This window comes from Plantibacter sp. lyk4-40-MEA-4, from assembly GCF_030209415.1.
Lineage (GTDB): Bacteria > Actinomycetota > Actinomycetes > Actinomycetales > Microbacteriaceae > Plantibacter > Plantibacter flavus_A.
This window is the reverse complement of the sequence record NZ_JARVSA010000001.1, coordinates 135942-155656: the sequence shown is the minus strand read 5'-3', so window position 1 is coordinate 155656 and position 19715 is coordinate 135942. Positions and strand designations below refer to the sequence as shown.

The following is a 19715-nucleotide window of genomic DNA, read 5'->3' as shown; positions in this document are numbered from 1 at the left end:
GCGAACGGCGCTCGGCCAATAACTATACCGGTCAAACTATCCCGTACTACACTGGGCGCATGGTCCGCCTCCCGCTCACCCCCACCGATGTCGAACGCGGTCAGCGTCTCGGTGCGCTCCTCCGCGAGGCTCGTGGTGAGCGGTCGATGCTCGACATCGCCCTCGACGCCGGCCTCTCCCCGGAGACGCTGCGGAAGATCGAGTCGGGCCGGGTCGCGACGCCGGCGTTCTCCACCATCGCCGCGATCGCCGAGGTGCTCGGCCTCTCCCTCGATGAGGTCTGGGCCACGATCAGCCCGACCCGGCGGGACACTGCCCCGTCCGGCGAACGCCTGCGCGAGCGACTCGTCTCCTAGCTCTCCGGTCCGTCCGGTCCTCTGACGGATGTCCCGGTCCCTGAGCTTGTCGAAGGGCCAACGCAGTCCCGCGGCCGTCTCCGCCCGACGCACCACCCCGGTCCCTGAGCCTGTCGAAGGGCCAACGCAGTCCCGCGGCCGTCTCCGCCCGACGCACCACCCCGGTCCCTGAGCCTGTCGAAGGGCCTGCACGCCTGGCCCGAGCTGTGTAGCGTGGCACGGATGACCGAGGAGCAAGCCGACCCGCACACCACCGGTTTCGTCGACGTCGACTACGGTGCGTCGATCTATGTCGAGGAATCCGGCATCCCGGACGGCGTCCCTGCGCTCTGGCTGCACGGCGGCCCCGGCGGCTCGCTCGGCTCCGGCTGGTACCGCTCGCACTTCGACCTGTCGCGGTACCGCCTCATCGGCATCGATCAGCGCGGAAGTGGCCGCAGCACCCCGAACATCGTGGACGCGCGCGAGCAGCTCGACGAGCACACCACGCAGCGACTCATCGCCGACATCGAGGCGGTGCGCGTCGCCTCGGGTGTCGAGCGCTGGGTCGTGTCCGGGGTCTCGTGGGGGACGACGCTCGCCCTCGCCTACGCGCAGGAGCATCCCGACCGGGTGATCGCGCTGGCGCTCGTCGCGGTGACGACCACGAGTCGTGACGAGGTCGACTGGATCACCGAGGGCGTCGGCCGCGTCTTCCCCGAGGAGTGGGCACGGTTCGAAGCTGACAGCGGTCGGCGGGACGGCGAGCGGATCGTCGAGGCCTACGCGCGTCGTCTCCGCGAGGGCGACGCGGCCGAGCGCACCGACGCCGCGACCGCCTGGGACCGCTGGGAGAGTGCGCACGTGTCACTCGACCACCCGGAACGCGTCGGCCAGCTGTTCGACGACGCGACCGTGCGCGAGGCGTTCGCGACACTCGTCACCCACTACTGGAGTCACGACGGCTTCCTCACCGGCGACCGGGCGGTGCTGTCGCGGATGGACCGCATCGCGCACATCCCCGGCGCGTTGGTCCACGGCCGCCGGGACATCAGCGGACCGGCCGTGACCGCCTGGCTGCTCCATCAGCTGTGGCCGGCGAGCGAGCTGACGATCGTCGAGACGGAGGGCCACGGTGGCATCGAGGAGAGCGCCGTGCTGCGTGCGGCGCTGGACCGCTTCGCGGCGCTCGGTCCCTGAGCTGCCCCTTCCGCTCTCTGAGCCACCCCTTCCGGTCCCTGAGCTTGTCGAAGGGCGCCCGAGCACCTCGACATGCTCGACGTGCGGACCTCGGTCTCGAGCCACTCGGCTAGCGGCGGTCACAACCATCCCGCTCCCTGCCCTTCGACAGGCTCAGGATCCGCCTGTCGAAGGGCCCACGAGTCCGCCCCTCCCGCTCGGAGGCTTTCGCCCGGGCGGGCGTCCCTCGTGTGCACTTCGACAAGCTCAGTGACCGTCACTCGGTTCCGGGTCACTGGTGCCTCGGCGGTCCCTCCGCTCGAGACACCCTTCCGTTCCCTGCAGTTCGACAGGCTCAGGATCAGGCTGTCGAAGGGCGCCGCGGAGGGGCCGCCTCCCTTCCATGACAGCGGCCCATGCGACACTCGACCCATGGAACCCGAGGTCGAGATTCGCGTCGCGACGCCGGCCGATGCCGCCGGGTTGGCGGAGCTGAAGCTGCTGATGTCGCCACCGGCCGCCCCGCTCGCCGACTGGGAACGAGCGCTCTTCGCCCACGACCTCGTCTCGTGGATCGCGGTCGACCCCGATTCCCGGGTGTGCCTGGTCGCCGTCGTGGACGACCGCGTCGTCGGGATGGCATGGCTGGTCGTGTTCTCCCGCGCCCCCAACATCGGGGCCCTCCGCCGGCTGACGGGCGACGTGCAGAGCGTGTTCGTCCGCCCGGAGTTCCGTGGTCGCGGCATCGCGGGTCGCCTGATCGACGGACTGCTCGATGCCGCACGCGCTCGCGACATCGGCCGGGTCTCCGTCAGCGCGAACGAGGATGCCGCGCCGGTCTACCTCCGTGCCGGGTTCGAGCGGGCACCACTGCTCCTCGAGTGGCGGGCCGAGTCGGGCGGATCCCGCTAACCTCCAACGGTGGCTCAAGAACTGATCTGGTTGACCCTACTTGCGCTCGCGGTCGTGGTGGTCCTCACCGGCTGGATGAAGTACCTCCGCAAGCCGGCTTGGTCGGGCCGGGCGTTCGCCGTCCTCGTTCTGACGAACCTGCCGACCCTCGGACTCCTCGTGGTCGGTGCACTCGCGGTCGTCGAGCAGTGGCCGATCCTCCCTGCAATCGCTCCGCTCCTGCTGTTCGTCGGGGCTCTGCTCCAGGTCGTCCACGCGACTGAGGACGCTCGCAAGCTCGGCGTCAGGGAACGCGACGCTCTCGCCCTGTCCGGCTGGATCGCCGTGCTCTTCGGGGCGGGCTGGGCGGCAGTCGGCGCGCTCATCTGACGGGACGCGCTCATCCGAAGGTCGTTCGCCCACTCCTCGAGTACGACGAATCGCCCTGGTCCGCGAGCCGAGCGGTGGCTCGGAGCGGTCCAGGGCGATTCGCGACGCGGCGTGACCTACATGTCGCGGTAGCGCTTGGCCTCGGCGACGAGTTCGCGCAGCTTGTCGGCGTCGACGTCCGGGCCATAGCCGGGGGTGTCGCGCTGGATGCGCCATCCCTCGGAGAGCGCGCCGATGTCGAGGGGCTCGAACCCGAAGGAGTCGATGAGGGCGGCGACGGTGGCCTTCGCGTCGGCGTCGTCACCGGCGATGACGAGGGCCCGGCGGCTCGGGGTGCCGGACGGCTTGCCCTTGGTGGTGAGGTCCGCGGCGTAGATGTGGTTGAACGCCTTCACGACCTTCGACTCCGGGAGGTGCGCCTGGAGCATCTCGGCCGTGGTGGTGGTCTCGGCGTCGAGCTCGGCGATGTGTCCGTCGCGCTCGGGGTAGTAGTTGTTCGTGTCGATGACGACCTTGCCCGCGAGCGGTGCGACGGGGACGGTGTCGATCGCGTGCAGCGGGATGGTGACGATGACGATGTCGCCGCGCTCGGCCGCGTCGAGGGCGGTGCCGGCGGTGGCGTGCTCGCCGAGCTCCGAGACGAGGTCGGTGAGCGTCTCCGGTCCGCGCGAGTTGGACACGATGACGTCGTGACCCTGCGCCACCGTGAGGCGTGCGAGCTGAGAGCCGATGTTTCCTGAACCGATGATTCCGATGGTTGTCATGTTCAGGGGAACGGCGCGTGCGGGGTTGAGCATTCCTGTTCGGCTCGGATCCGGAGCCGCCGTTCAGGTTCGGACCGGCGCGACGGTTTGCCGAACGTCGTCCCTCGGTCGAGCGCCCTCCACGTTCGGCCGAGCGCCGTACCGTTCGGCCGAGCACCGGTCCCAGTTGCTGAGCATCCTGTCCGGTCACTGGGTAGCTCCTCGACGACAGAGCACCCTCCTCGGTCGCTGAGCGCCCGTCCGGTCGCCGAGCTCCTTTCCCGGTCACTGAGCTTGTCGAAGTGCGCCCTCCGACGAGCTCAATGACCGGGGCTCGGCCGTGGGGACGCCCGCCTCACTCCACCGGTGGCAGCAGCTCGAACGCCAGCGGCTCGGTCGCGACCCCGTTCACCTGCAGCGCGATCCCGTGCGCACCCGGGTGGTAGCGGCGGGTGGTGATCGCGCGGAAGGAGTGCTCCCGCGAGAGGAGGATGTGCTCGCCGGGGGCCAGCTCGGTCGTCGTCAGCTTGAACGTCTTCGTCGTCTGCGAGCCGTTCGCCTTCTGGTGGTGCACGACATAGTCGATCGCCAAGCGGGCCGTGTCGGTGCCGGTGTTGCGGACGGTCGCGACGAATCGGACCGTTCCGCCGAACGGGATGTGGGCGATATCGACCGCGAAGCCCTCTACCTCCGTCGTCGCTGCGCCGAAGCCGAGGGCCGCGAGCGCACCAGGGTTGCCGCGCTTCACGAGGGTGCGGAGCGCGTGGCGGACGAGCGCAGGAGTGTTGGCGTCGGGGTCGGCCAGCCAGCGGTTCGCGGTGGCGACGACGAGGTCGGGGTCGTCGCGGCTGAGGTCGTTGAGGTGGTTGGCGACGGACCGGCGAACGTATCCGCTCGGGTCGCGGTAGAGGGCGTCGAGGATCGAGACGGTGATGCCCTGGTTCGCGACGATCTCCCGAACGCGCACCGCCCACGGCAGGTAGGGGCGGGTGCCTTCGCTGGCGAGGCGGCGGATGTGCTCGTTGTCGGAGGTGGTCCAGTCGAGGACGATGGCGAGCGCGCGGTCGAGGTCGTGGCGGAGGAGAGTGCGGATGGCGAACTCGGCGCTGAGGCGTTCGGTGAGTTCGGCGAGGAGTCGCATCGCGTCGTCGAAGGCATCGGGGGTGCCCTCCTCGACCGCGCGGGCTGCGACCGCACTGGTGACCGGCCAGATCAGCCAGCCGGTGAATGCGGGGTCCGCGGACTGGGCGGTGCGGATGATCCCGGCGAGCGTCGCGTAGTCGCCGGGAACGTCCTCGAGCAGGGCGTCGCGCAGGAGGTCCGCGCGCTCGCGGAGCGCGAGACCGTCGAGGTGCTCGGCAGCGTGGGCCGTGGCATCGAACGGGTTGCCCGGCGCGGCCTCCTGGAGCGAGCGGGTGAGGGTGCGGGCGACGGCGGTGCCGAGGAGCTCGTCTGCGAAGGGCATACGGCGATCATGGCGTGTGCCGCTGACAGGTGGGGTGCTGATGCCGTGCTGAGGCGCCTGAAAATGTTCCGAATCCGCGCAATCTGTGACAGATCTGGGCGACTCAACGTGCTGGGGCGTCGCAGCCTGTGCCGAGTCGCCCGAATGTGTTCCAAACCCGCCCGATTCACAACACGTTCGGGCAACTCAGCGGGGTAGGACGTCGCGGCACTCGGCACTTCCGGCGCCATCAACGAGGCCGGGTCGACACCGAACCGGCCCAGTGTCAGACTCGGAACGTGACGATCGGCGACCGACAACAGCACTCCCAGCAGCTCAGCGGCGGGCTCCACGGAGCCGATCACGACCTCCTCGAACGCCTCAACGCGGCACATGCCGAAGCGCAGATGGTCGGATGGGACTTCTCGCGGCTGGATGGCGCACTCATCTCCGACAGTCCGTGGTGGGACTTCGAAGCGGACTGCCTGCACGCGCTGCGTGACTCACGCATCGGAGCGGTGGATCTGGGAACAGGCGGCGGAGAGCGGTTGTCCGCGCTCCTGGAGTCGCTCTCTCAAGAGTCCGCACGCCCGCCCCTGGTCATCGCTACTGAAGGATGGCCGCCCAACGTCCCGGTCGCGCGAGCGCGACTCGCGCCCCAGCGTGTAGAGGTCCTGCAGTACGACTCGGATGCCAGCGACGTCCTCGGCCTCCCCGATCAGAGCCAGGATCTGGTGATGTCTCGGCACGAGTCCTACGACGCGGCCGAGGTCGCACGCGTCTTGGCCCCCGGCGGTAGGTTTCTGACCCAACAGGTGGACGGCTTCGACGCGCCCGAGATCCATGAATGGTTCGGGAGCGAGTACGCCCACCCCGATGTCACCATGGAAGCCCACGCGGAGGCCCTGCGGGAGGTGGGGATGCGGATCGACCAGGTCGACCGTTGGGAGGGATCGATGCAGTTCAAGGATGCTGTCGCTCTCGTCACCTACATCGGCCTCGTCCCGTGGGACGCTCCCTCCTTCTCCGCGCAAGCGCATGCTCAGCGGCTCTCCGAGTTGAACGGTGCAGCCCCCATCACCGTGACGCAGCGCCGGTTCCGGATCTACGCCACCAAGGAGTAGCGGCGGCCAGCGTTCCGCCTCCGTTCACCCGGTCGCGATAGCCTGGCGCGCATGACTGCATCGCTGACTGCCCTGGCCGAAGAACTGACGCGTCGGGGCCTCGTCGCCTCGCCGGAGGTCGAGGACACCTTCGTCTACGGGCTCGCCCGCTTCGACGCGATCGACGCCGAGGTCATGCTCAACGTCGACCCCGAACCAGAGGAGCAGGAGGGCGAGCCGGAGCCTGCGGCGCTCGCCGACTTGGCGCAGCGGGTCCTGTCGACGCCCACGGCGGAGTGGAAGGTGCTGCTCGACCGGGTGGCGTCGGAGATCGAGGATGCCGTCGAGTCGGACGAGGTCATCGAGCCCGCCGACCTGCGTGACGACCTCGTGCTGCGCTCGGTGATCGTCTTCATCGACGCGGTGCTGCTCTCGTTCGACGCGCCGAAGCAGTTCCCCGACAGCTCGGTGCTCGTGCAGCTCGACGCGGACCTCGCGTTCGAGGCCGTCGAGGTCGAGCCCGACGACGACGACGAAGAGGGCGTCGAGTCGATCAAGTTCTCGACCGTCGAGGAGCTCGTGCGTCGCCTCTCGATGTGAGGTGACATCCCCGAGCGGCCTCTCTGCGGGTCCCTGAGCTTGTTGAAAGGAACGCAGGAGCGCGTCGACTGGCGTCGTTCGGTAACCGGGGTTCTGGGCGGTGCTCGGTCTGGCGGGCCTTTAGCCTGATCTTCATCTCGAACTATTGGGGCGGTTACCGGGAGTCCTGCCCGAGGAAAAGAATATTCCTCGAGCTGAATCTGCCTGGTCCACTCATCAAGGTGTTCCTCTCAGCAGTCACCGCAGGTGACTGCGCAACACGCCCGCGATGAGTCACAAGGGCAATACTGCTCGGCGTGTTCAAGACCGCTGGGTCAACCTTCACCTCGTAAGCCGGCAAGGTGGACAGAGTGTTTCGCCCTACGCTTGGCGTATGGACAACGGCGACGTTTACGAAGATCGACTGGCCCAGCTGTTGCATGCGTTCGCGAATGCGGACCACCTGACGAACGCCACGCGAGAGGTTGTACTCGACGTACTTCACTCGATCGAATCGATTCATCAGCTATGGCCCGAGATGCTCGCCGGAGACGAATATGCGTCCGCATTCTGGCGCTCGGCCGAGCCTGTGCTGGCGATGTTTCCGGAAGCGTTGCGAAGGGGCGACATTGCAGTCCTTGACTGGGCGGCTTCTCTCGTGTTGGATCTCGGCGAAGCACTGGGCCGGCGGGTGTCGGTTCGGAACCTCTCCGATGACCTCTTGGAGCGTACTCGCGAACAGATGCGGCTCGCAGATAGGTCTCTGCAACGCATTGCTATGTTGCAGACGGATCTGAGATTGACTGAGAGTGGCCGCGTGCTAAACGAGATCGAAGACGTCGCAGATGCGGCGAGAACGGCCGCGGGGACAATCGCCGGCGGAAACCTCTCGCAGTATTTTGGTGAGTACGCGAAGACTGAAAAACGGACTGCCGATCTCTTCCGCGTACTCACAGTACTCTTGATCGGCGCCGGAATCACCGTCTCGCTCTTCATCCCGCACGGTGCGGTGGGCGATTGGGTGGCACTCGCGTATCGCTTGCTGATCGTTGGTGGAATTGCTGGACTGGCTGCATATATTGGGCGCCAGGCTGGTCAGCACCGACGAACCGCGAACTGGGCGAAAGCTCTGCAGGTACAGCTTCTGGCGTTTGCAGCCTTCATTGCGCCAATTCAGGACGAAGAGTCCAAGAACGCGATCTATGGAGCCTTTGCGGCGCGCGTTTTCGGCGCACCACCGGAGCGCCCGACGGCCAAGGATGGTTCAGATCTTGGCGCAGGCCAAGTTGTCGATCTGATGACGGCATTTGTGAAAAAGTCCTAGCGGGTGCCAGGACTCTTCCGTCTGCGAGATGCTTGCCCAGCCGGTTAAGCGCGCACCATCGTCATATAACGAGCCCCGAGTCTGTCGAGGGGCCCGATCCCGCGGCGTAAGTCCGGCACTCACGGCCGCACGTCCATGACGAATCGTGACACCGCCCTCTGGCCACGAGCAGCCTGTGCCGCCGACACTGTCCGCATGACTCTCCTCTCGAACGACCTCGCTACCGTCCCCGACGTCTCTGCAACCGAGCGCGCGGACCGCCTCGCTGCCGCGGGCGCCTCCTGGTCCGAGCGGATCGCCTCCGCGCCATCGAGCGCGGCGCTCACTTACCGCGTCTCCGGCTCCGGCGAGGGCTCGGTCGCGAGTGCGATCACCGCGGGTAAGCACCGCTTCCTCGTCGACGAGCCTGCCGTGCTGGCCGGGGACGATGTGGCGGCGAGCCCGGTCGAGTTCGCGCTCGGGGCGCTCATCTCCTGCCAGATCGTGGTCTACCGGTTGTATGCGAGCGCGTTGGGCATCCAGGTCGACGACATCCGTGTCGAAGCGGAGGGCGACCTCGACGTGCGCAACCTCTTCGGCATCACTGACGAGGTTCGCGCGGGGTTCTCGACGATCCGGCTGAACATCAACATCACCGGCCCCGAGACCGAGGACCGCTACCAGGAGCTGCGCGCCGCGGTCGATGCGCACTGCCCGGTGCTCGACCTGTTTCAGAACCCGACGCCGGTGGAGATCACCGTCTCGAAGGGCTGATCGATCTGCGCGTCGGAGACAGTTTCGCTTCAGGGGTGGGAGTTTCCCCCTGTCGTCAAGGACTAGCTCCATCCAGGGGCCGAGCAAGGTGGTCAACCACCTCTAAGCTCGGCGTATGAGCACACCAGAGTCTGCGGGGGCGACTCCGAATGAGGTTCCCCCATACACGCCGAACCCGCATGGGCAGTCACAGTATGGTGGGCAGCAGCAGCCGTATGCCCCGAACCCGCAGGCTCAACATCCGTACGGAGGATATCCGCCGGGTCAGAAGCCAAAGCCCTCCAGCGGTCTCGCTCTGACAGCCTTCATTCTGGGCATCGCAGCCTTTCTCCTTCCCTGGGTTCCGGTCCTGGGGGTCATGCTTGGGCTGGCCGCAGTTGTTGTGGGTATCGTTGCGCTGGTCAAGAAGCAGACTCGATGGATGGCCCTTGTGGGCACCATTCTTGGCAGCCTTGGGCTCATTACGGCGTTGATCATCACCCTTGCCTTCAGCTCATTCATGGCTGGGTTCGACAGCACTCAAGCGAAGGCCCCTGACAGTTCCACCAGTGCCAGCGAAACTCCTGACGCAGAGGCACCAGCGATCACCGAAGAGCCGACGGCGGTTCCGCCGCCTGCGCCGGCGGCACCGGATCTGTCTACGTTCGCTCCTACGGACGAACGCACGTTTGCGCTCATCGCTAAGGACCCAGACGCCTACATCGGCACCAACCTCATCGTCTTCGGGTCCATCACTCAGCTCGACTCTGCCACTGGTCGCTGCAACATGCTGGTCAGCGCTGGAGCGGCTCAGACCGAATTCTCTTACGACTACGGTCAGAACACTCTGGCGACCTCAGGCGACGGGGAATCCGACTGCCCAATTTTCGATCCGCTTGTTGAGGGAGACCATGTGAAAATGTGGGTGACGATTCTGGGCAGTTATAGCTACGACACTCAGATTGGTGGGAACACTACCGTCCCACTGTTCGAAGTGCTCCAAGCCGAGCTGCTTCCGGCCCAAGAGTACTAATAGCGATCTGTCTGCTGATCTGGAGGCGCATTCGTAGCCCGCGCTACTTGTTTTCCGACACCCCATCGGCACCCGACGCGGAGCACGACACCGTCGCGTACGCGCCCGTCGACGTCTGCTCGGCGACCACGTCGCCGTCGACGGTGATCTTGCAGCTGACGGACCCGGTGTCCTCCGCGCCGTTCTGCGCCTGGAGGGAGTAGGAGGCGAAGTCGTACTGCTGACCGGCCTTGACGGTCAGCTCCTTGATGAAGGGGAGCGCCTGGCCGGAGGACTGCTCGGTGCTGCTGCTGCCGGCCGAGTACGTGGAGTAGGTGATGGAGGCGTCGGTGGCGGTCCCGTTGACCTCGTAGACGATCGAGATCTCCCTGTTGGCGGCTTCGGACGACTTCGCCTCGGCGGTCTTGACGGCGTCGCTGATGAGTCCGGCGAACCCGGCCGTGTAGGTGATCGCGAGGATGATGCTCAGGACGATCGCGACGGCCGAGATGATCGTGCCGGCGACGGCGAAGCCCTTCGTCCGGTTTTTCAGGCACAGCGCGATGATGCCGAGCACGAGTCCGACGAGTCCGACGAACCCGGCGACGTAGTTGAGGATCGGGATGAACGCACCGATGAGCGCGAACCCACCGACGATGAGGGCGGCGATGCCGAGTCCGTTGCCGCGCTTGCCGGTCTTCACCGGAGCCGGGCCGGGCACCGGCAGCGGGTAGGGCTGGTTCTGGGCGGGCGGCTGATTCGAATACGACATGCGCGTGGTGCCTCTCTACTGCGTTGGTTCCACCGTACCGAGGGCAGGCGTTCAGGGGCAGGGGTGGACGGAACGCTGGTGACGGCTGGGTCGTGCGGACGACGCACGGCGAGGGCTCTGCTTCACGCCGGTCTGCCGGACGTCCGCACGCTTCGTTAGGCTCGGCCCATGAGCAGCGATGTCCCTCTCGTCCCGGGCGATGACGCCTTCCCGCTTCACATCTTCGACGCCCTCGGCGTGGAACCGGTGGTGTTCAAGGACCGCATCGGCGGGTCGGTGATGGTCATCGAGAAGCGGCCGGAGAACGGCCCGGTGACGATCCTCACCTCCGGGGTGTCACGGCTCGCGACCGACTCCGGTGAGCGGATCGAGCTCGCGGTGGAGGTCGTCGACGGTCAGCAGGGTGCCGCGATGGTCGCGCTTCGCATCGTGATCAACGAGATCGCGACCAACCGCCGGGTGCCCCCGGTGCTCGCGCCGTGGCGCAATGGCACGCCGTTCCTCACCGGGACGGCGATCTCCGCGCTCCTGGTGACGCCGTCGCGCTGGGGAGCGTCGTTCGACGAGATCCGGAACGAGGCCGGCCAGGTGGTCGGGCACGTGCGGACACTGCGTCTACTCACGGACGGCGAGGCCGCGGTCGCGGGGGAGCGTGGGTGGGATGTGCTCGTTGCCGAGGTGGGGTCGCTGGATGCGTTGTTGGACGTTGAGCGATCTGACTGAGCAGGAGATTCGAAGGAGGCTAGAGATATGTTCCCTTGCCGAACGGCTATCCGCGACCCGTCCGTCTTCCTCTTCCTGAGCCTGTCCAAGGGCTGAAATGAACACACTTGTAAGTGCCCCGAGAGTCGATCCTGTGCACTTTGCTCAGTCCGAGCGAATTTTCCCTGACCGTCTTCCCAATGGGGTTCGCCATTTCGTCGACGGCTGTTACTGGTCGTCGGAGGATCTGTCGTCTATTACGCTTAGCCCGTGCATACCCACCTGACAGCGTGCTGCTCGGGGGGCGACCACGTCAGCGCCGTCTGTGCGAGTCTCGTGACAGATTCATGCCCGGAGCCATATGGTTAGCTCATGTCGATGATCACGTCTCAATATCTTACCGCCGGGGATGAATCGCTTGAGCGCTGGAGGGTCTCGGGGCGTGAAGCATCAATAGTTGCTTGGTCAAACCTCGTCGGCTCGCTTGGCAGAGACGAGCTCCATGGTGCGGGAGTCGATGAGGCTGTTGTGGTCCCTGCTTCGGACACCATTGAGTTGGTCATAGGTTCGACCTGCGATTGGTCGAGCGTTGCTGACGGCGTCGTGGCATTGCAAGAAGTTGGATGGAGCGTCACAGTGTTGACCGCTCTCCACTCACTCGGTGCGGCCCATCACGTCCTGGCCGGAACCGACGTACATCTGCAGGGCTGTTGGCGGAATGATACTGGCTGGTCGTTCACTCCCGCGGAGATAGCATAGATGCCGCCGCCGCTGAACTCACAGAATGTCATCGCGTTTATCTGGGACTTTGACAAGACCTTGACGCCTGGATACATGCAGCAACCAATATTCGAAGCTTACGGGGTGAATGCCTCGACCTTCTGGCAGGAGGTGAACGCGCTTGTCGAACACTACCAAGGACGAGAACTACAAGTGTCGAAGGACACCGCCTATCTTGGCCACATGTTGACTTACATTGACGGAGGGCCCTTTGACGGACTGACAAACGCACGGCTCAGGGAGTTGGGAGCAGGTGTCCCACTGGCTCCAGGTATGCCGGAGTTTATGGACCGTATGCGGTCGATTGTCGCGAACGATGAACGATTCGCCCATCACGAACTGAAGGTCGAGCACTACATTGTATCGACCGGGCTGCGGCAGATGATTGAGGGTAATCCGATTCGCCGCTATGTAGACGGAGTCTGGGCTTGTGAATTACTTTCCGACCCGCCCGCCGCTGGGTATTTGCAAACTTTGGAGCGCCTGGAGCTCAATGACAAACTGACGCAAGTCGGGTATGCCCTAGATAACACGACCAAGACGCGTGCTGTCTTCGAGATCAATAAGGGGTCGAACGTCGAGCCCTCTCTAGATGTAAATGCGCGGATGGATCCGGATGAGCGGCGGGTTCCCTTGCAGCACATGATTTACGTTGCTGACGGTCCAAGCGATGTGCCAGTCTTCTCCGTTGTGGGCGGCAGCGGAGGACGGACCCTTGGCGTATGGACGGACTCGGCCAACTACGCGAACGTGAAGCAGCTTCAGGACGATGGGCGAGTCAACAGTATTGCAAAGGCAGATTTCTCTGAAGGTAGCGAAGCTGATATGTGGCTAACGGCGACACTACGGTCAATCGCCAAACGCATCTGCGACACAAGAGACAGACGCCTCGCTAGTATCGCCGCCCCTGGGGGGCACGTGGTCTGAGCTGGCGAAACTAGTGAGTGAGAATACGCATCACGAGTCCGGAACGGAGAAGCGACGCCCCTCTCGTCCGTGGCGATGAAGTCTTCCCTCTGGACATATTCGAGGCCCTCGGTTCGGACGCGGTTGTGTTCGAGGTTGCGTCGGAGCGTCGGGGATGGTGATCGAGAAGGGTCCCGAGGATGGGTCGGCGACGGTGCTCACCCCCGCGGCGTTCCGGCGCATGAACGTCACCCGGGCCCGGATCGAGCTCGCCGCGGACATCGTCGATGTCAATAGGGTGCCGCGATGCTCGCGCCGTGCATACCGATCAACGAGATCGCGACCGACTGACGGGTGCCACCGGCGCTCGGACCGTGATGCGACGGCACACGTTTCCTCAACAGGACGGCGATCTCGCTGCCAGTGGCGCCGTCGCGCTGATGGGCGTTCGACAACAACCGGCGCAATGTCGGACACGTCATCGGGCACGTACGCACCCCGTGGTTACTTACTGACGTTCGAGTCGCGGTGGCGGGAATCGTGGGTGGGATGCCCTCGCCGCGGAGGTGCGGTAGATGGGTGCGTTGCTGGATGTGGAGCGGGAGGTGACGTTTGCTGATGCGCGAGAACACCGAATCGACGATCGCGGTGATTGTTGCAGAACTGGCATGTTGCCAACATGACTGAAGCTTCGCCACAGGGAGTTGACGCGGCTAGCGTGGTCAGTTGCTGCTGCCGCAGCGACGACTCTATGCGGGGATCTTCTGGAGAGTCAGACGCCTAGGATCTTTCCCACTGTGTAGATGTGGTGAGAGATCTGCTGTCTCTTGTTTTCAGAGAGATTGGTGTAGTTTCCTGATGTTCGCTGTGCCTCGTAGCTCTTGACGCCAGGCGATTCTTCGAAGCGAGCTGGCGTAGCTATCTTCTGACTGTGTAGATCATCCAGAACTTCACGGAATTTGGTGGCCTGGGGGTCGGTTTGCTCTTGAGTCCGCGAGATGAAGTGCTGGATCCAAAGGTCTGGACCATTGGAGAATGAGAGATGCACAGCAATGGCGCCAACGGGGCCACCGCCGTCCTTGTATGTGCCGGGCAGCATCGTGAAATCAGCAAATCCACCACGTCCGCTCGTGGCCCAGGTGGCATGGTTATTCGTCAACCACTCTTCGCCTGAGTAATCCTTATTTCGGACTTCGCTACGAAAGTTATCGCTCACGTCGACAGTCCTGTTTGCGCCGAGCGTTGAAATATAGTTGACTGCGCTCGCCGTAGGCAAAAAGAACACGACGCAATCCACGCCGCTAAGTGTCTTAGCAAGGTCCATTGCATTCAACTTATTCGTAGAGAGGATAACGCCAATCTTTCGTGACGGATAAGCGGCCACAAAATCAGATATTTCCTTCATTGTAGTCCCGGCATCTTCTTTGAAGGTGGGGCGAACCAGGGTGGGATCTGCAAGGGTGGCACCAAAATCGCCGAGCCAGGTCGTGGCAGCGCCTGTGCTTGCCAACTTGCCCTGGTGTGGATTAACGATGATGTAGGCCGCGGCGCTCTTCGCCTTGAGCTCGCTCAGTGCTGCGACTAGCTTCGCGGCAGGTTCCACGGGTTCGATAATCGGGAAGATTAGCTGGGGTGTCCCAACATGACCTGCGACGTCTGCTATTGCCTTCAGTTCGGCTTGACGGCTATACAGGTATGGAAAATACATGAAGCTCCCTTGCTTGGTTGCTTCATCATGCCGTCAAAGCGGTGCTGCGTCAAACACTGTCGAGAATGGCGGAGATGGGCAGCTTCAGTCGGTTGGACAACCTGTTGGATCCAATGACTGAAAGTTCAGTTGCGTAAGCAAGGCTTCGAAGGCTAGATGGAAATCCAGGATCGCTAAGCAGTGCACGGGCGCTCGTGCTCCGGAGCTTTAGTGCTTGGACCACAGCTTCGTGCGCTTGTAGGAGTGGCAGGGCGCGAAAGTGTGCGTACGCCACGTCCCTTGCGTGACCTGATGGGCTCTTCTGCGGGTCCCCACCGGTCGCTCTCATCACCGACAACGCCTCACCGGTCCGCAGGAGCCTGAAGATGTCGGTGTGGCGCAACGTGGCTAGGTTCGACGGAGCTGGCCGAATAACGGACAGATTGCCTCGTGGCCGCAGAGTGATGATGCCGGCCTCTTCGGGCACATTCTTCTTCGCTGTACTCGCGCGGCGCTCCGAGACAACCACGTAGACGTACTCCGCGTGCCGGATATAGTCGCGTACTTGAGCTTGAAGGCGTGCGAAGGAGTCTAGGTCTGTCTTGACCTCGTATACGGTCGAAGTTCCGTTCAAGACGAGGACATCGGCCACCGAAGCGGACATGGGCTGCTCGATTAGTGCAGATGCGGTGGTCAGAGAGTGCCTACCGAGGACGATCTTCGAGACGATCTGGTTCTTGTAGGAGTACTCGCTCTGGTAGCTCGCGAGGAGGCGAGAGTGTGCGTCATTGAAGGCCTGACCGAGAGGTTTGGCATCTGACTCATGCGGCTCGAGTAGGCGCTCCACGCGAGCGGCCACTGGCCCGAAGTTCTCGCTGGCGAGGGCCTTCATCACCGCTGGTGAGAACGTCGCTGCCAGCGCGGGCGGATTCGAGATGGGCACGGCGAGAGTCTAGGACACAGGCCAACTGCGGCAGCCAGGGCGGCGCCGGGGTTGCGTGATTCTGGCGCCGAAGGGAACGTTTCTGGCGCGTGGGAGCGCAGCTGGGGGTCGAAGGTGGCGTGCCGCGGAGCCCGGCCAGCGTGTTATGGAGATTGCGTTCCAGAGTGTCGAGGCAGTACTCGGCACCGTGAACGCTCGAGCCACGGCTTATGGAGTACCGCTGATAGATTGACCGGATGGCGGACCCCTCACTGCGCGACGAGCTCGCCGATTTCGTGGCCGAGCGTGATTGGGCACAGTTCCATACGCCGGAGAACCTTGCTAAGAGCATCTCGATCGAGGCAGCCGAGCTACTTGAATGCTTCCAGTGGGGGGCGGATGCCGACACCGGTCGCGTGCGCGACGAATTGGCCGATGTCCTCACCTATTGCTTGTTGTTGACGGATCGGCTCGGTCTCGATGCGGAGACGATCGTCCGCGACAAGCTCGCACGGACGCGGGAAAAATACCCGGTGGAGAAGGCGCGGGGGCGGTCTGTGAAGTATGACGAACTCTGAGATCACGAGTCTCGACTTCACATCGACCGAGGTCAAGCTCTGGGCGGCGGGTGATCGCCGATTCAGCGATTGGCCGGTCGTGTATCTGTTGGATGGGCCGGTCGGATCGTCCAACGTTTCTTCGGCCCCGCGACGGAAGCGGGCCGGTGTCGCCGCCGAGCGTGATGTCTACGTCGGTGAGTCCCTCAACGTCGCTGCGCGCATGCGTCAGCACTTCGAGTCCACAGCGAAGGAACATCTTACCGGTCTTCGTGTGATCGTGGATGAGACCTTCAACAAGTCGGTCTGTCTCGATCTCGAATCCTTCCTGATCCGCATGCTCGCCGGGGACGGCGCCTACCAGGTGCTCAATCGAAATGACGGCATCGTCGACGCCAACTATTTCGATCGCGACCGTTACCGCGAGTCCTTCGAGGACGTCTTCGATCGACTCAGGGCGGATGGTGTCTTCACTCGATCCCTTCCCGAGATCGAGAACAGCGACCTCTTCAAGCTGTCGCCGTTCAAAGCGCTCACACCTGATCAGACCATCGCTGTCGAAGGCGTACTCGAGGGGCTCTTCGAAGACCTCACCCGGTCGCAACGAAGCACGACCGTCGTTCAGGGCGATCCCGGAACCGGCAAGACGGTCGTCGCGATCTACCTGCTGAAACTGATCGCTGACATCCGAGGCTCAGCTGCCCTCGACGAACCTGACGATGACACGCTCTTCTCGTCGTTTTTCACCGAGCGTCACCGTGGGCTGCTGCAGGGTTTCAAGGTCGGGATCGTCGTCCCGCAGCAGTCATTGCGCGCTTCGATCAAGCAGGTGTTCCGCAAGACGCCTGGCCTACACCCGGACATGGTCATGACCGCATTCGATGTCGGGGTATCCGACGAGGAATTCGATCTCCTCGTCGTCGATGAGGCGCACCGGCTCAATCGGCGAGCGAACCAACCATCCGCGGCACAGAACAAGCAGTTCCGCGAAATCACGACCAGGTTGTTCGGCGAAGACGACACGTCGAAGACACAACTCGACTGGATCATCGCGAAGAGCGCGCACCAGATCTTCCTGCTCGACGCCGGACAGAGTGTTCGTCCCGCGGATGTCCCAGCTGAGCACCTGCACCAGCTGGTCGCCAGAGCGCAGTCTGCTGATCGATACGCCGGCCTCGCCTCGCAGATGCGCGTGCGCGCGGGGTCGGGCTACGTGGACTACGTCCGAAACGTCCTTGGAAACCAGGTGGAGATCGAGCTGGCGCCGGACTTCGGCGAGTACGACCTCAGGTTGTTCGACGACCTCGCTGAGATGCGGGAGGAGATCCGCAAGCGGGACGCCGAGTTCGGGCTCGCGCGAATGGTCGCGGGCTACGCCTGGGAGTGGAAGACGAAGAACGACAAGGACGCGTACGACATCGTCATCGACGATGTCTCCATGCGCTGGAACGGCACGCAGACCGACTGGATCGCGTCGCCGAAGGCGCTCGAGGAGGTCGGCTCGATCCACACCGTTCAGGGATACGACCTGAACTACGCAGGAGTGATCATCGGGCCAGATCTGCGGTACGACGTTGAGGCGAATCGCATCGTCTTCCATCGAGAGTCCTACTTCGACAAGAAGGGCAAGGAGAACAACCCGGCTCTCGGCCTGACCTACTCGGACGACGATCTTCTGCGCTACGTCACGAACATTTACACGGTGCTGCTGACTCGCGGTATCCGCGGGACCTACGTATATGTGAGCGATCCCGCGCTGCGGGCGCACCTCGGTAGCGTCCTGCCATCGCAGTTCGCGGAGGGATCTCGTTAGCCGCCACTGAGGTTGCGGTGGCCCGGCGCGTTAGTCGGCGGGTTCCAGTGTGTGGAACGAGTCGCCACTGCGGACGACAACGGTGATGTCCAGAGTCGCCATAAGCTCCAGGAGCTCTTGCTCCGGGCGGCCAGGTAAAAGGACGACTGGGGTCACGGTAAATCCCGCGCGTCGCGCGATATGCGCGTAGTCAAGCACCTGGCCTATTGCGGTCCTCACATAGGCGCGTCCTGAGGACTTCTTCGCCTCGACGATCCAGCCGTTCGACTCGACGTAGAGATCAGGCACGACCGTGGACGATGCCGTGGGAAGCGTGAGCCGCTTGATGACGTGATCTTGGCTCTCGAGCCAACGACCGAAATCGGCCTGTAGCTCGAATTCGACTCGCGAAATCAGTCGTTCTCCGGTGGTGACCAGCTCATCCTGGGCGACAACGATGTCGGAGTGATCCGGCGCCGTCCACTCGGTGATCGTGGTACTTGCCGAGCGCTCACCGCGATAAGGAGGGAGGAGCGTGGTGTCGGCATCAAGGGGTACCAGATTGAAGATGATCCCTAACCGCTGAGCGCCCTTCACGTCGGGGATAGTTTCTGTTCGATAGACGGGCTCACCCGTTGTGAACGCGCCGACGTAGGTTGCCATCGTCCCGCTCGTCTGAAACAGACGGATGGTCTTGCCAGCAGCAGCTGCATCACGCAGAGCCTTGTTCCCGCGGAGAAACTCGTGGTGTCCTTCTTGCCCCTCGCCCGTGTAGGAGTAGGAGCCGTCCTCGCGGAGCCCTTCGAATTGGTCGTAGCCGAACTTCGAGCCCTCTTTCGGGTCGGTGAAGATCAGAATGTCGGGGATGCTCTTCGGAGTGGAGATGCCGCCCTGCTGCTGACCACGGAAGGCATTGTGGATCTCGCGGCGACGGACAGTGTCGCCGATCTCGAGCGTCCACTGACGTCCCTTGTCGGCCTCGCTTGCGGCAAAACGTGAACGCACGGCGTCCGCTTGCCCATCGTTGAGTTCCCATCGCGTCGTCCCGGTTGGAAGCGTGCCGTACAGCTCCCGGAGGACGTCGCGAATGCGTTTCTGATCCACCTGGAGCTCGAGGGAGAGGCTTGCAGGTGTGATGAGCGGCATGAGCCGACACTATCGGCCATGTGTTGCTTATCGGGTGAATGGCCAACTCTTGTTGGGCCAGTGACCGTCCGTTGCGATGGGTCGGGAAGGTCGCGAGGCAGCGGTGTCCCCAGTGTTCGTTAGGGTTCGTACAGGCGCGCCCGGCAGGCTTCCTGGGGTCGTGGCGACAACATCTCACTGTCGCGACAGACACCACAGGGTGTAGTTCTGTCGCGGCCATCTGATGGTCGAGGTCCGCGCCCGAGTCAAACGCACCACCCCAATGAAAGGCCGCACACGTGGACGCTTCTGAACTCAACTCCGCCGTCGGCCAGGGGCTCGAGCAGCTCGGGTTGGGGCTTCGGCCCATCGTCGAGGGTGCGTTTGGCGAGGCGGTTCCTGGGGTCGAGTGGACTCGGATCATCGAGGAGAAGGACCGCACGGCCGGGATCGGGCACGGGCGGTACTCGGCGACCGACGTGTCGCTGATGCTCAGGGCGATGACCGAGCGTATCGGGGAGCTGGGGTACCCGTTCGACCGCGTGCTGTCGCGAAGCGCTCGCGGGTACGCGAGCGAGCTTCGGGAGGTTCGGAATGCCTGGGCCCACAACGCTGGGTTCACGGAGCAGTCGGCGTATCGGGCGTTGGATTCAATGCAGTTGTTGTTGGAGAGCGTCGGGGCGGCGGAGCAGGCTGCGGTTGTGGGGGAGTTGAAGGGGCGGGTGTTGGGCCCTTCGACA

At 64.0% G+C, this 19715-nt stretch carries 20 protein-coding genes and 1 pseudogene; 15 read left to right on the top strand and 6 right to left on the bottom strand.

The window, feature by feature from the left end; translation table 11 throughout:
* Positions 1 to 59 precede the first annotated feature (59 nt).
* The 4 genes from QRN44_RS00770 to QRN44_RS00755 all read left to right on the top strand — a co-directional run bounded on the left by QRN44_RS00770 (position 60) and on the right by QRN44_RS00755 (position 2795).
* On the top strand, positions 60 to 356 hold the full coding sequence (locus QRN44_RS00770) for a helix-turn-helix domain-containing protein (RefSeq protein ID WP_121292442.1): 297 nt from the start codon (positions 60 to 62) through the stop codon (positions 354 to 356).
* Positions 357 to 578: 222 nt separating this feature from the next.
* A complete protein-coding gene (locus tag QRN44_RS00765; protein ID WP_285038047.1) occupies positions 579 to 1535 on the top strand; it encodes an alpha/beta fold hydrolase in 957 nt (318 codons plus the stop codon).
* Positions 1536 to 1946: 411 nt separating this feature from the next.
* A complete protein-coding gene (locus QRN44_RS00760; protein ID WP_285038046.1) occupies positions 1947 to 2426 on the top strand; it encodes a GNAT family N-acetyltransferase in 480 nt (159 codons plus the stop codon).
* Positions 2427 to 2435: 9 nt separating this feature from the next.
* Entirely contained in the window at positions 2436 to 2795 is a 360-nt protein-coding gene (locus QRN44_RS00755; RefSeq protein WP_147427151.1) for a hypothetical protein, read from the top strand.
* Positions 2796 to 2911: 116 nt separating this feature from the next.
* Here QRN44_RS00755 and QRN44_RS00750 read toward each other — a convergent pair whose 3' ends face one another.
* Complete coding sequence (locus tag QRN44_RS00750) at positions 2912 to 3559, bottom strand: NADPH-dependent F420 reductase (protein ID WP_285038045.1); 648 nt, start codon at positions 3557 to 3559, stop codon at positions 2912 to 2914.
* A gap of 334 nt (positions 3560 to 3893) precedes the next feature.
* On the bottom strand, positions 3894 to 5003 hold the full coding sequence (locus QRN44_RS00745) for a DNA alkylation repair protein (RefSeq protein ID WP_285038044.1): 1110 nt from the start codon (positions 5001 to 5003) through the stop codon (positions 3894 to 3896).
* Positions 5004 to 5281: 278 nt separating this feature from the next.
* On the opposite strand from QRN44_RS00745, the gene QRN44_RS00740 reads away from it, so the two are divergent.
* The 5 genes from QRN44_RS00740 (at position 5282) to QRN44_RS00720 (ending at position 9753) form a co-directional block, all read left to right on the top strand.
* Complete coding sequence (locus QRN44_RS00740) at positions 5282 to 6106, top strand: class I SAM-dependent methyltransferase (RefSeq protein ID WP_285038043.1); 825 nt, start codon at positions 5282 to 5284, stop codon at positions 6104 to 6106.
* A 51-nt stretch (positions 6107 to 6157) separates the two neighbouring features.
* The gene (locus QRN44_RS00735; RefSeq protein WP_285038042.1) at positions 6158 to 6685 is read left to right on the top strand and encodes a cytochrome C5; all 528 of its coding nucleotides are present in this window, start codon (positions 6158 to 6160) and stop codon (positions 6683 to 6685) included.
* 373 nt (positions 6686 to 7058) lie between these two features.
* A complete protein-coding gene (locus QRN44_RS00730) occupies positions 7059 to 7988 on the top strand; it encodes a hypothetical protein (RefSeq protein WP_285038041.1) in 930 nt (309 codons plus the stop codon).
* A gap of 195 nt (positions 7989 to 8183) precedes the next feature.
* Positions 8184 to 8741, top strand: a complete 558-nt coding sequence (locus QRN44_RS00725) for an OsmC family protein (RefSeq protein ID WP_285038040.1) — start codon at positions 8184 to 8186, stop codon at positions 8739 to 8741.
* Between the two features lie 115 nt (positions 8742 to 8856).
* Positions 8857 to 9753 (top strand): DUF4190 domain-containing protein, encoded by an 897-nt coding sequence (locus tag QRN44_RS00720; RefSeq protein ID WP_191941896.1) that lies wholly within the window; start codon positions 8857 to 8859, stop codon positions 9751 to 9753.
* Positions 9754 to 9796: 43 nt separating this feature from the next.
* On the opposite strand, the gene QRN44_RS00715 is transcribed toward QRN44_RS00720, so the two are convergent.
* Positions 9797 to 10504, bottom strand: a complete 708-nt coding sequence (locus QRN44_RS00715; protein ID WP_285038039.1) for an MmpS family transport accessory protein — start codon at positions 10502 to 10504, stop codon at positions 9797 to 9799.
* Between the two features lie 168 nt (positions 10505 to 10672).
* Between QRN44_RS00715 and QRN44_RS00710 the strand changes: the two genes are divergently transcribed.
* The 3 genes from QRN44_RS00710 to QRN44_RS00700 all read left to right on the top strand — a co-directional run bounded on the left by QRN44_RS00710 (position 10673) and on the right by QRN44_RS00700 (position 12913).
* Positions 10673 to 11227 carry a suppressor of fused domain protein gene (locus tag QRN44_RS00710; protein ID WP_285038038.1) on the top strand — a complete coding sequence of 185 codons (555 nt, stop codon included), beginning with the start codon at positions 10673 to 10675 and terminating at the stop codon, positions 11225 to 11227.
* A 351-nt stretch (positions 11228 to 11578) separates the two neighbouring features.
* Positions 11579 to 11965: a hypothetical protein gene (locus QRN44_RS00705; RefSeq protein WP_285038037.1), complete on the top strand. Its 387-nt coding sequence runs from the start codon at positions 11579 to 11581 to the stop codon at positions 11963 to 11965.
* Entirely contained in the window at positions 11966 to 12913 is a 948-nt protein-coding gene (locus QRN44_RS00700; protein WP_285038036.1) for an HAD family hydrolase, read from the top strand. It abuts the gene before it with no gap.
* 751 nt (positions 12914 to 13664) lie between these two features.
* Here QRN44_RS00700 and QRN44_RS00695 read toward each other — a convergent pair.
* Together QRN44_RS00695 and QRN44_RS00690 are read right to left on the bottom strand one after the other, a co-directional pair.
* Positions 13665 to 14600, bottom strand: a complete 936-nt coding sequence (locus QRN44_RS00695) for a sce7725 family protein (protein WP_285038035.1) — start codon at positions 14598 to 14600, stop codon at positions 13665 to 13667.
* A 49-nt stretch (positions 14601 to 14649) separates the two neighbouring features.
* Positions 14650 to 15522, bottom strand: coding sequence for a sce7726 family protein (locus tag QRN44_RS00690; RefSeq protein ID WP_285038034.1), 873 nt, complete (start codon positions 15520 to 15522; stop codon positions 14650 to 14652).
* A 236-nt stretch (positions 15523 to 15758) separates the two neighbouring features.
* Here QRN44_RS00690 and QRN44_RS00685 point away from each other — a divergent pair, with 236 nt between their 5' ends.
* Positions 15759 to 16079 (top strand): nucleotide pyrophosphohydrolase, encoded by a 321-nt coding sequence (locus QRN44_RS00685; RefSeq protein WP_121292477.1) that lies wholly within the window; start codon positions 15759 to 15761, stop codon positions 16077 to 16079.
* A 79-nt stretch (positions 16080 to 16158) separates the two neighbouring features.
* On the top strand, positions 16159 to 17871 hold the full coding sequence (locus QRN44_RS00680) for a DNA/RNA helicase domain-containing protein (protein WP_350310083.1): 1713 nt from the start codon (positions 16159 to 16161) through the stop codon (positions 17869 to 17871).
* 30 nt (positions 17872 to 17901) lie between these two features.
* Here QRN44_RS00680 and QRN44_RS00675 read toward each other — a convergent pair whose 3' ends face one another.
* Entirely contained in the window at positions 17902 to 18996 is a 1095-nt protein-coding gene (locus QRN44_RS00675; protein WP_285038032.1) for an SRA domain-containing endonuclease, read from the bottom strand.
* Positions 18997 to 19274: 278 nt separating this feature from the next.
* Here QRN44_RS00675 and QRN44_RS18585 point away from each other — a divergent pair.
* A pseudogene (locus tag QRN44_RS18585) lies at positions 19275 to 19643 on the top strand (Swt1 family HEPN domain-containing protein); the annotation flags it as partial.
* Positions 19644 to 19715: the final 72 nt, after the last annotated feature.

Excerpts from the sequence above, each read along its gene's own strand:
- QRN44_RS00770 (WP_121292442.1), top strand. The coding sequence starts at position 60 with ATGGTCCGCCTCCCGCTCACCCCCACCGATGTCGAACGCGGTCAGCGT.
- QRN44_RS00765 (WP_285038047.1), top strand. The coding sequence starts at position 579 with ATGACCGAGGAGCAAGCCGACCCGCACACCACCGGTTTCGTCGACGTC.
- QRN44_RS00760 (WP_285038046.1), top strand. The coding sequence starts at position 1,947 with ATGGAACCCGAGGTCGAGATTCGCGTCGCGACGCCGGCCGATGCCGCC.
- QRN44_RS00750 (WP_285038045.1), bottom strand. The coding sequence starts at position 3,559 with ATGACAACCATCGGAATCATCGGTTCAGGAAACATCGGCTCTCAGCTC.
- QRN44_RS00745 (WP_285038044.1), bottom strand. The coding sequence starts at position 5,003 with ATGCCCTTCGCAGACGAGCTCCTCGGCACCGCCGTCGCCCGCACCCTC.
- QRN44_RS00735 (WP_285038042.1), top strand. The coding sequence starts at position 6,158 with ATGACTGCATCGCTGACTGCCCTGGCCGAAGAACTGACGCGTCGGGGC.
- QRN44_RS00730 (WP_285038041.1), top strand. The coding sequence starts at position 7,059 with ATGGACAACGGCGACGTTTACGAAGATCGACTGGCCCAGCTGTTGCAT.
- QRN44_RS00725 (WP_285038040.1), top strand. The coding sequence starts at position 8,184 with ATGACTCTCCTCTCGAACGACCTCGCTACCGTCCCCGACGTCTCTGCA.
- QRN44_RS00720 (WP_191941896.1), top strand. The coding sequence starts at position 8,857 with ATGAGCACACCAGAGTCTGCGGGGGCGACTCCGAATGAGGTTCCCCCA.
- QRN44_RS00715 (WP_285038039.1), bottom strand. The coding sequence starts at position 10,504 with ATGTCGTATTCGAATCAGCCGCCCGCCCAGAACCAGCCCTACCCGCTG.
- QRN44_RS00710 (WP_285038038.1), top strand. The coding sequence starts at position 10,673 with ATGAGCAGCGATGTCCCTCTCGTCCCGGGCGATGACGCCTTCCCGCTT.
- QRN44_RS00705 (WP_285038037.1), top strand. The coding sequence starts at position 11,579 with ATGTCGATGATCACGTCTCAATATCTTACCGCCGGGGATGAATCGCTT.
- QRN44_RS00700 (WP_285038036.1), top strand. The coding sequence starts at position 11,966 with ATGCCGCCGCCGCTGAACTCACAGAATGTCATCGCGTTTATCTGGGAC.
- QRN44_RS00695 (WP_285038035.1), bottom strand. The coding sequence starts at position 14,600 with ATGTATTTTCCATACCTGTATAGCCGTCAAGCCGAACTGAAGGCAATA.
- QRN44_RS00685 (WP_121292477.1), top strand. The coding sequence starts at position 15,759 with ATGGCGGACCCCTCACTGCGCGACGAGCTCGCCGATTTCGTGGCCGAG.
- QRN44_RS00675 (WP_285038032.1), bottom strand. The coding sequence starts at position 18,996 with ATGCCGCTCATCACACCTGCAAGCCTCTCCCTCGAGCTCCAGGTGGAT.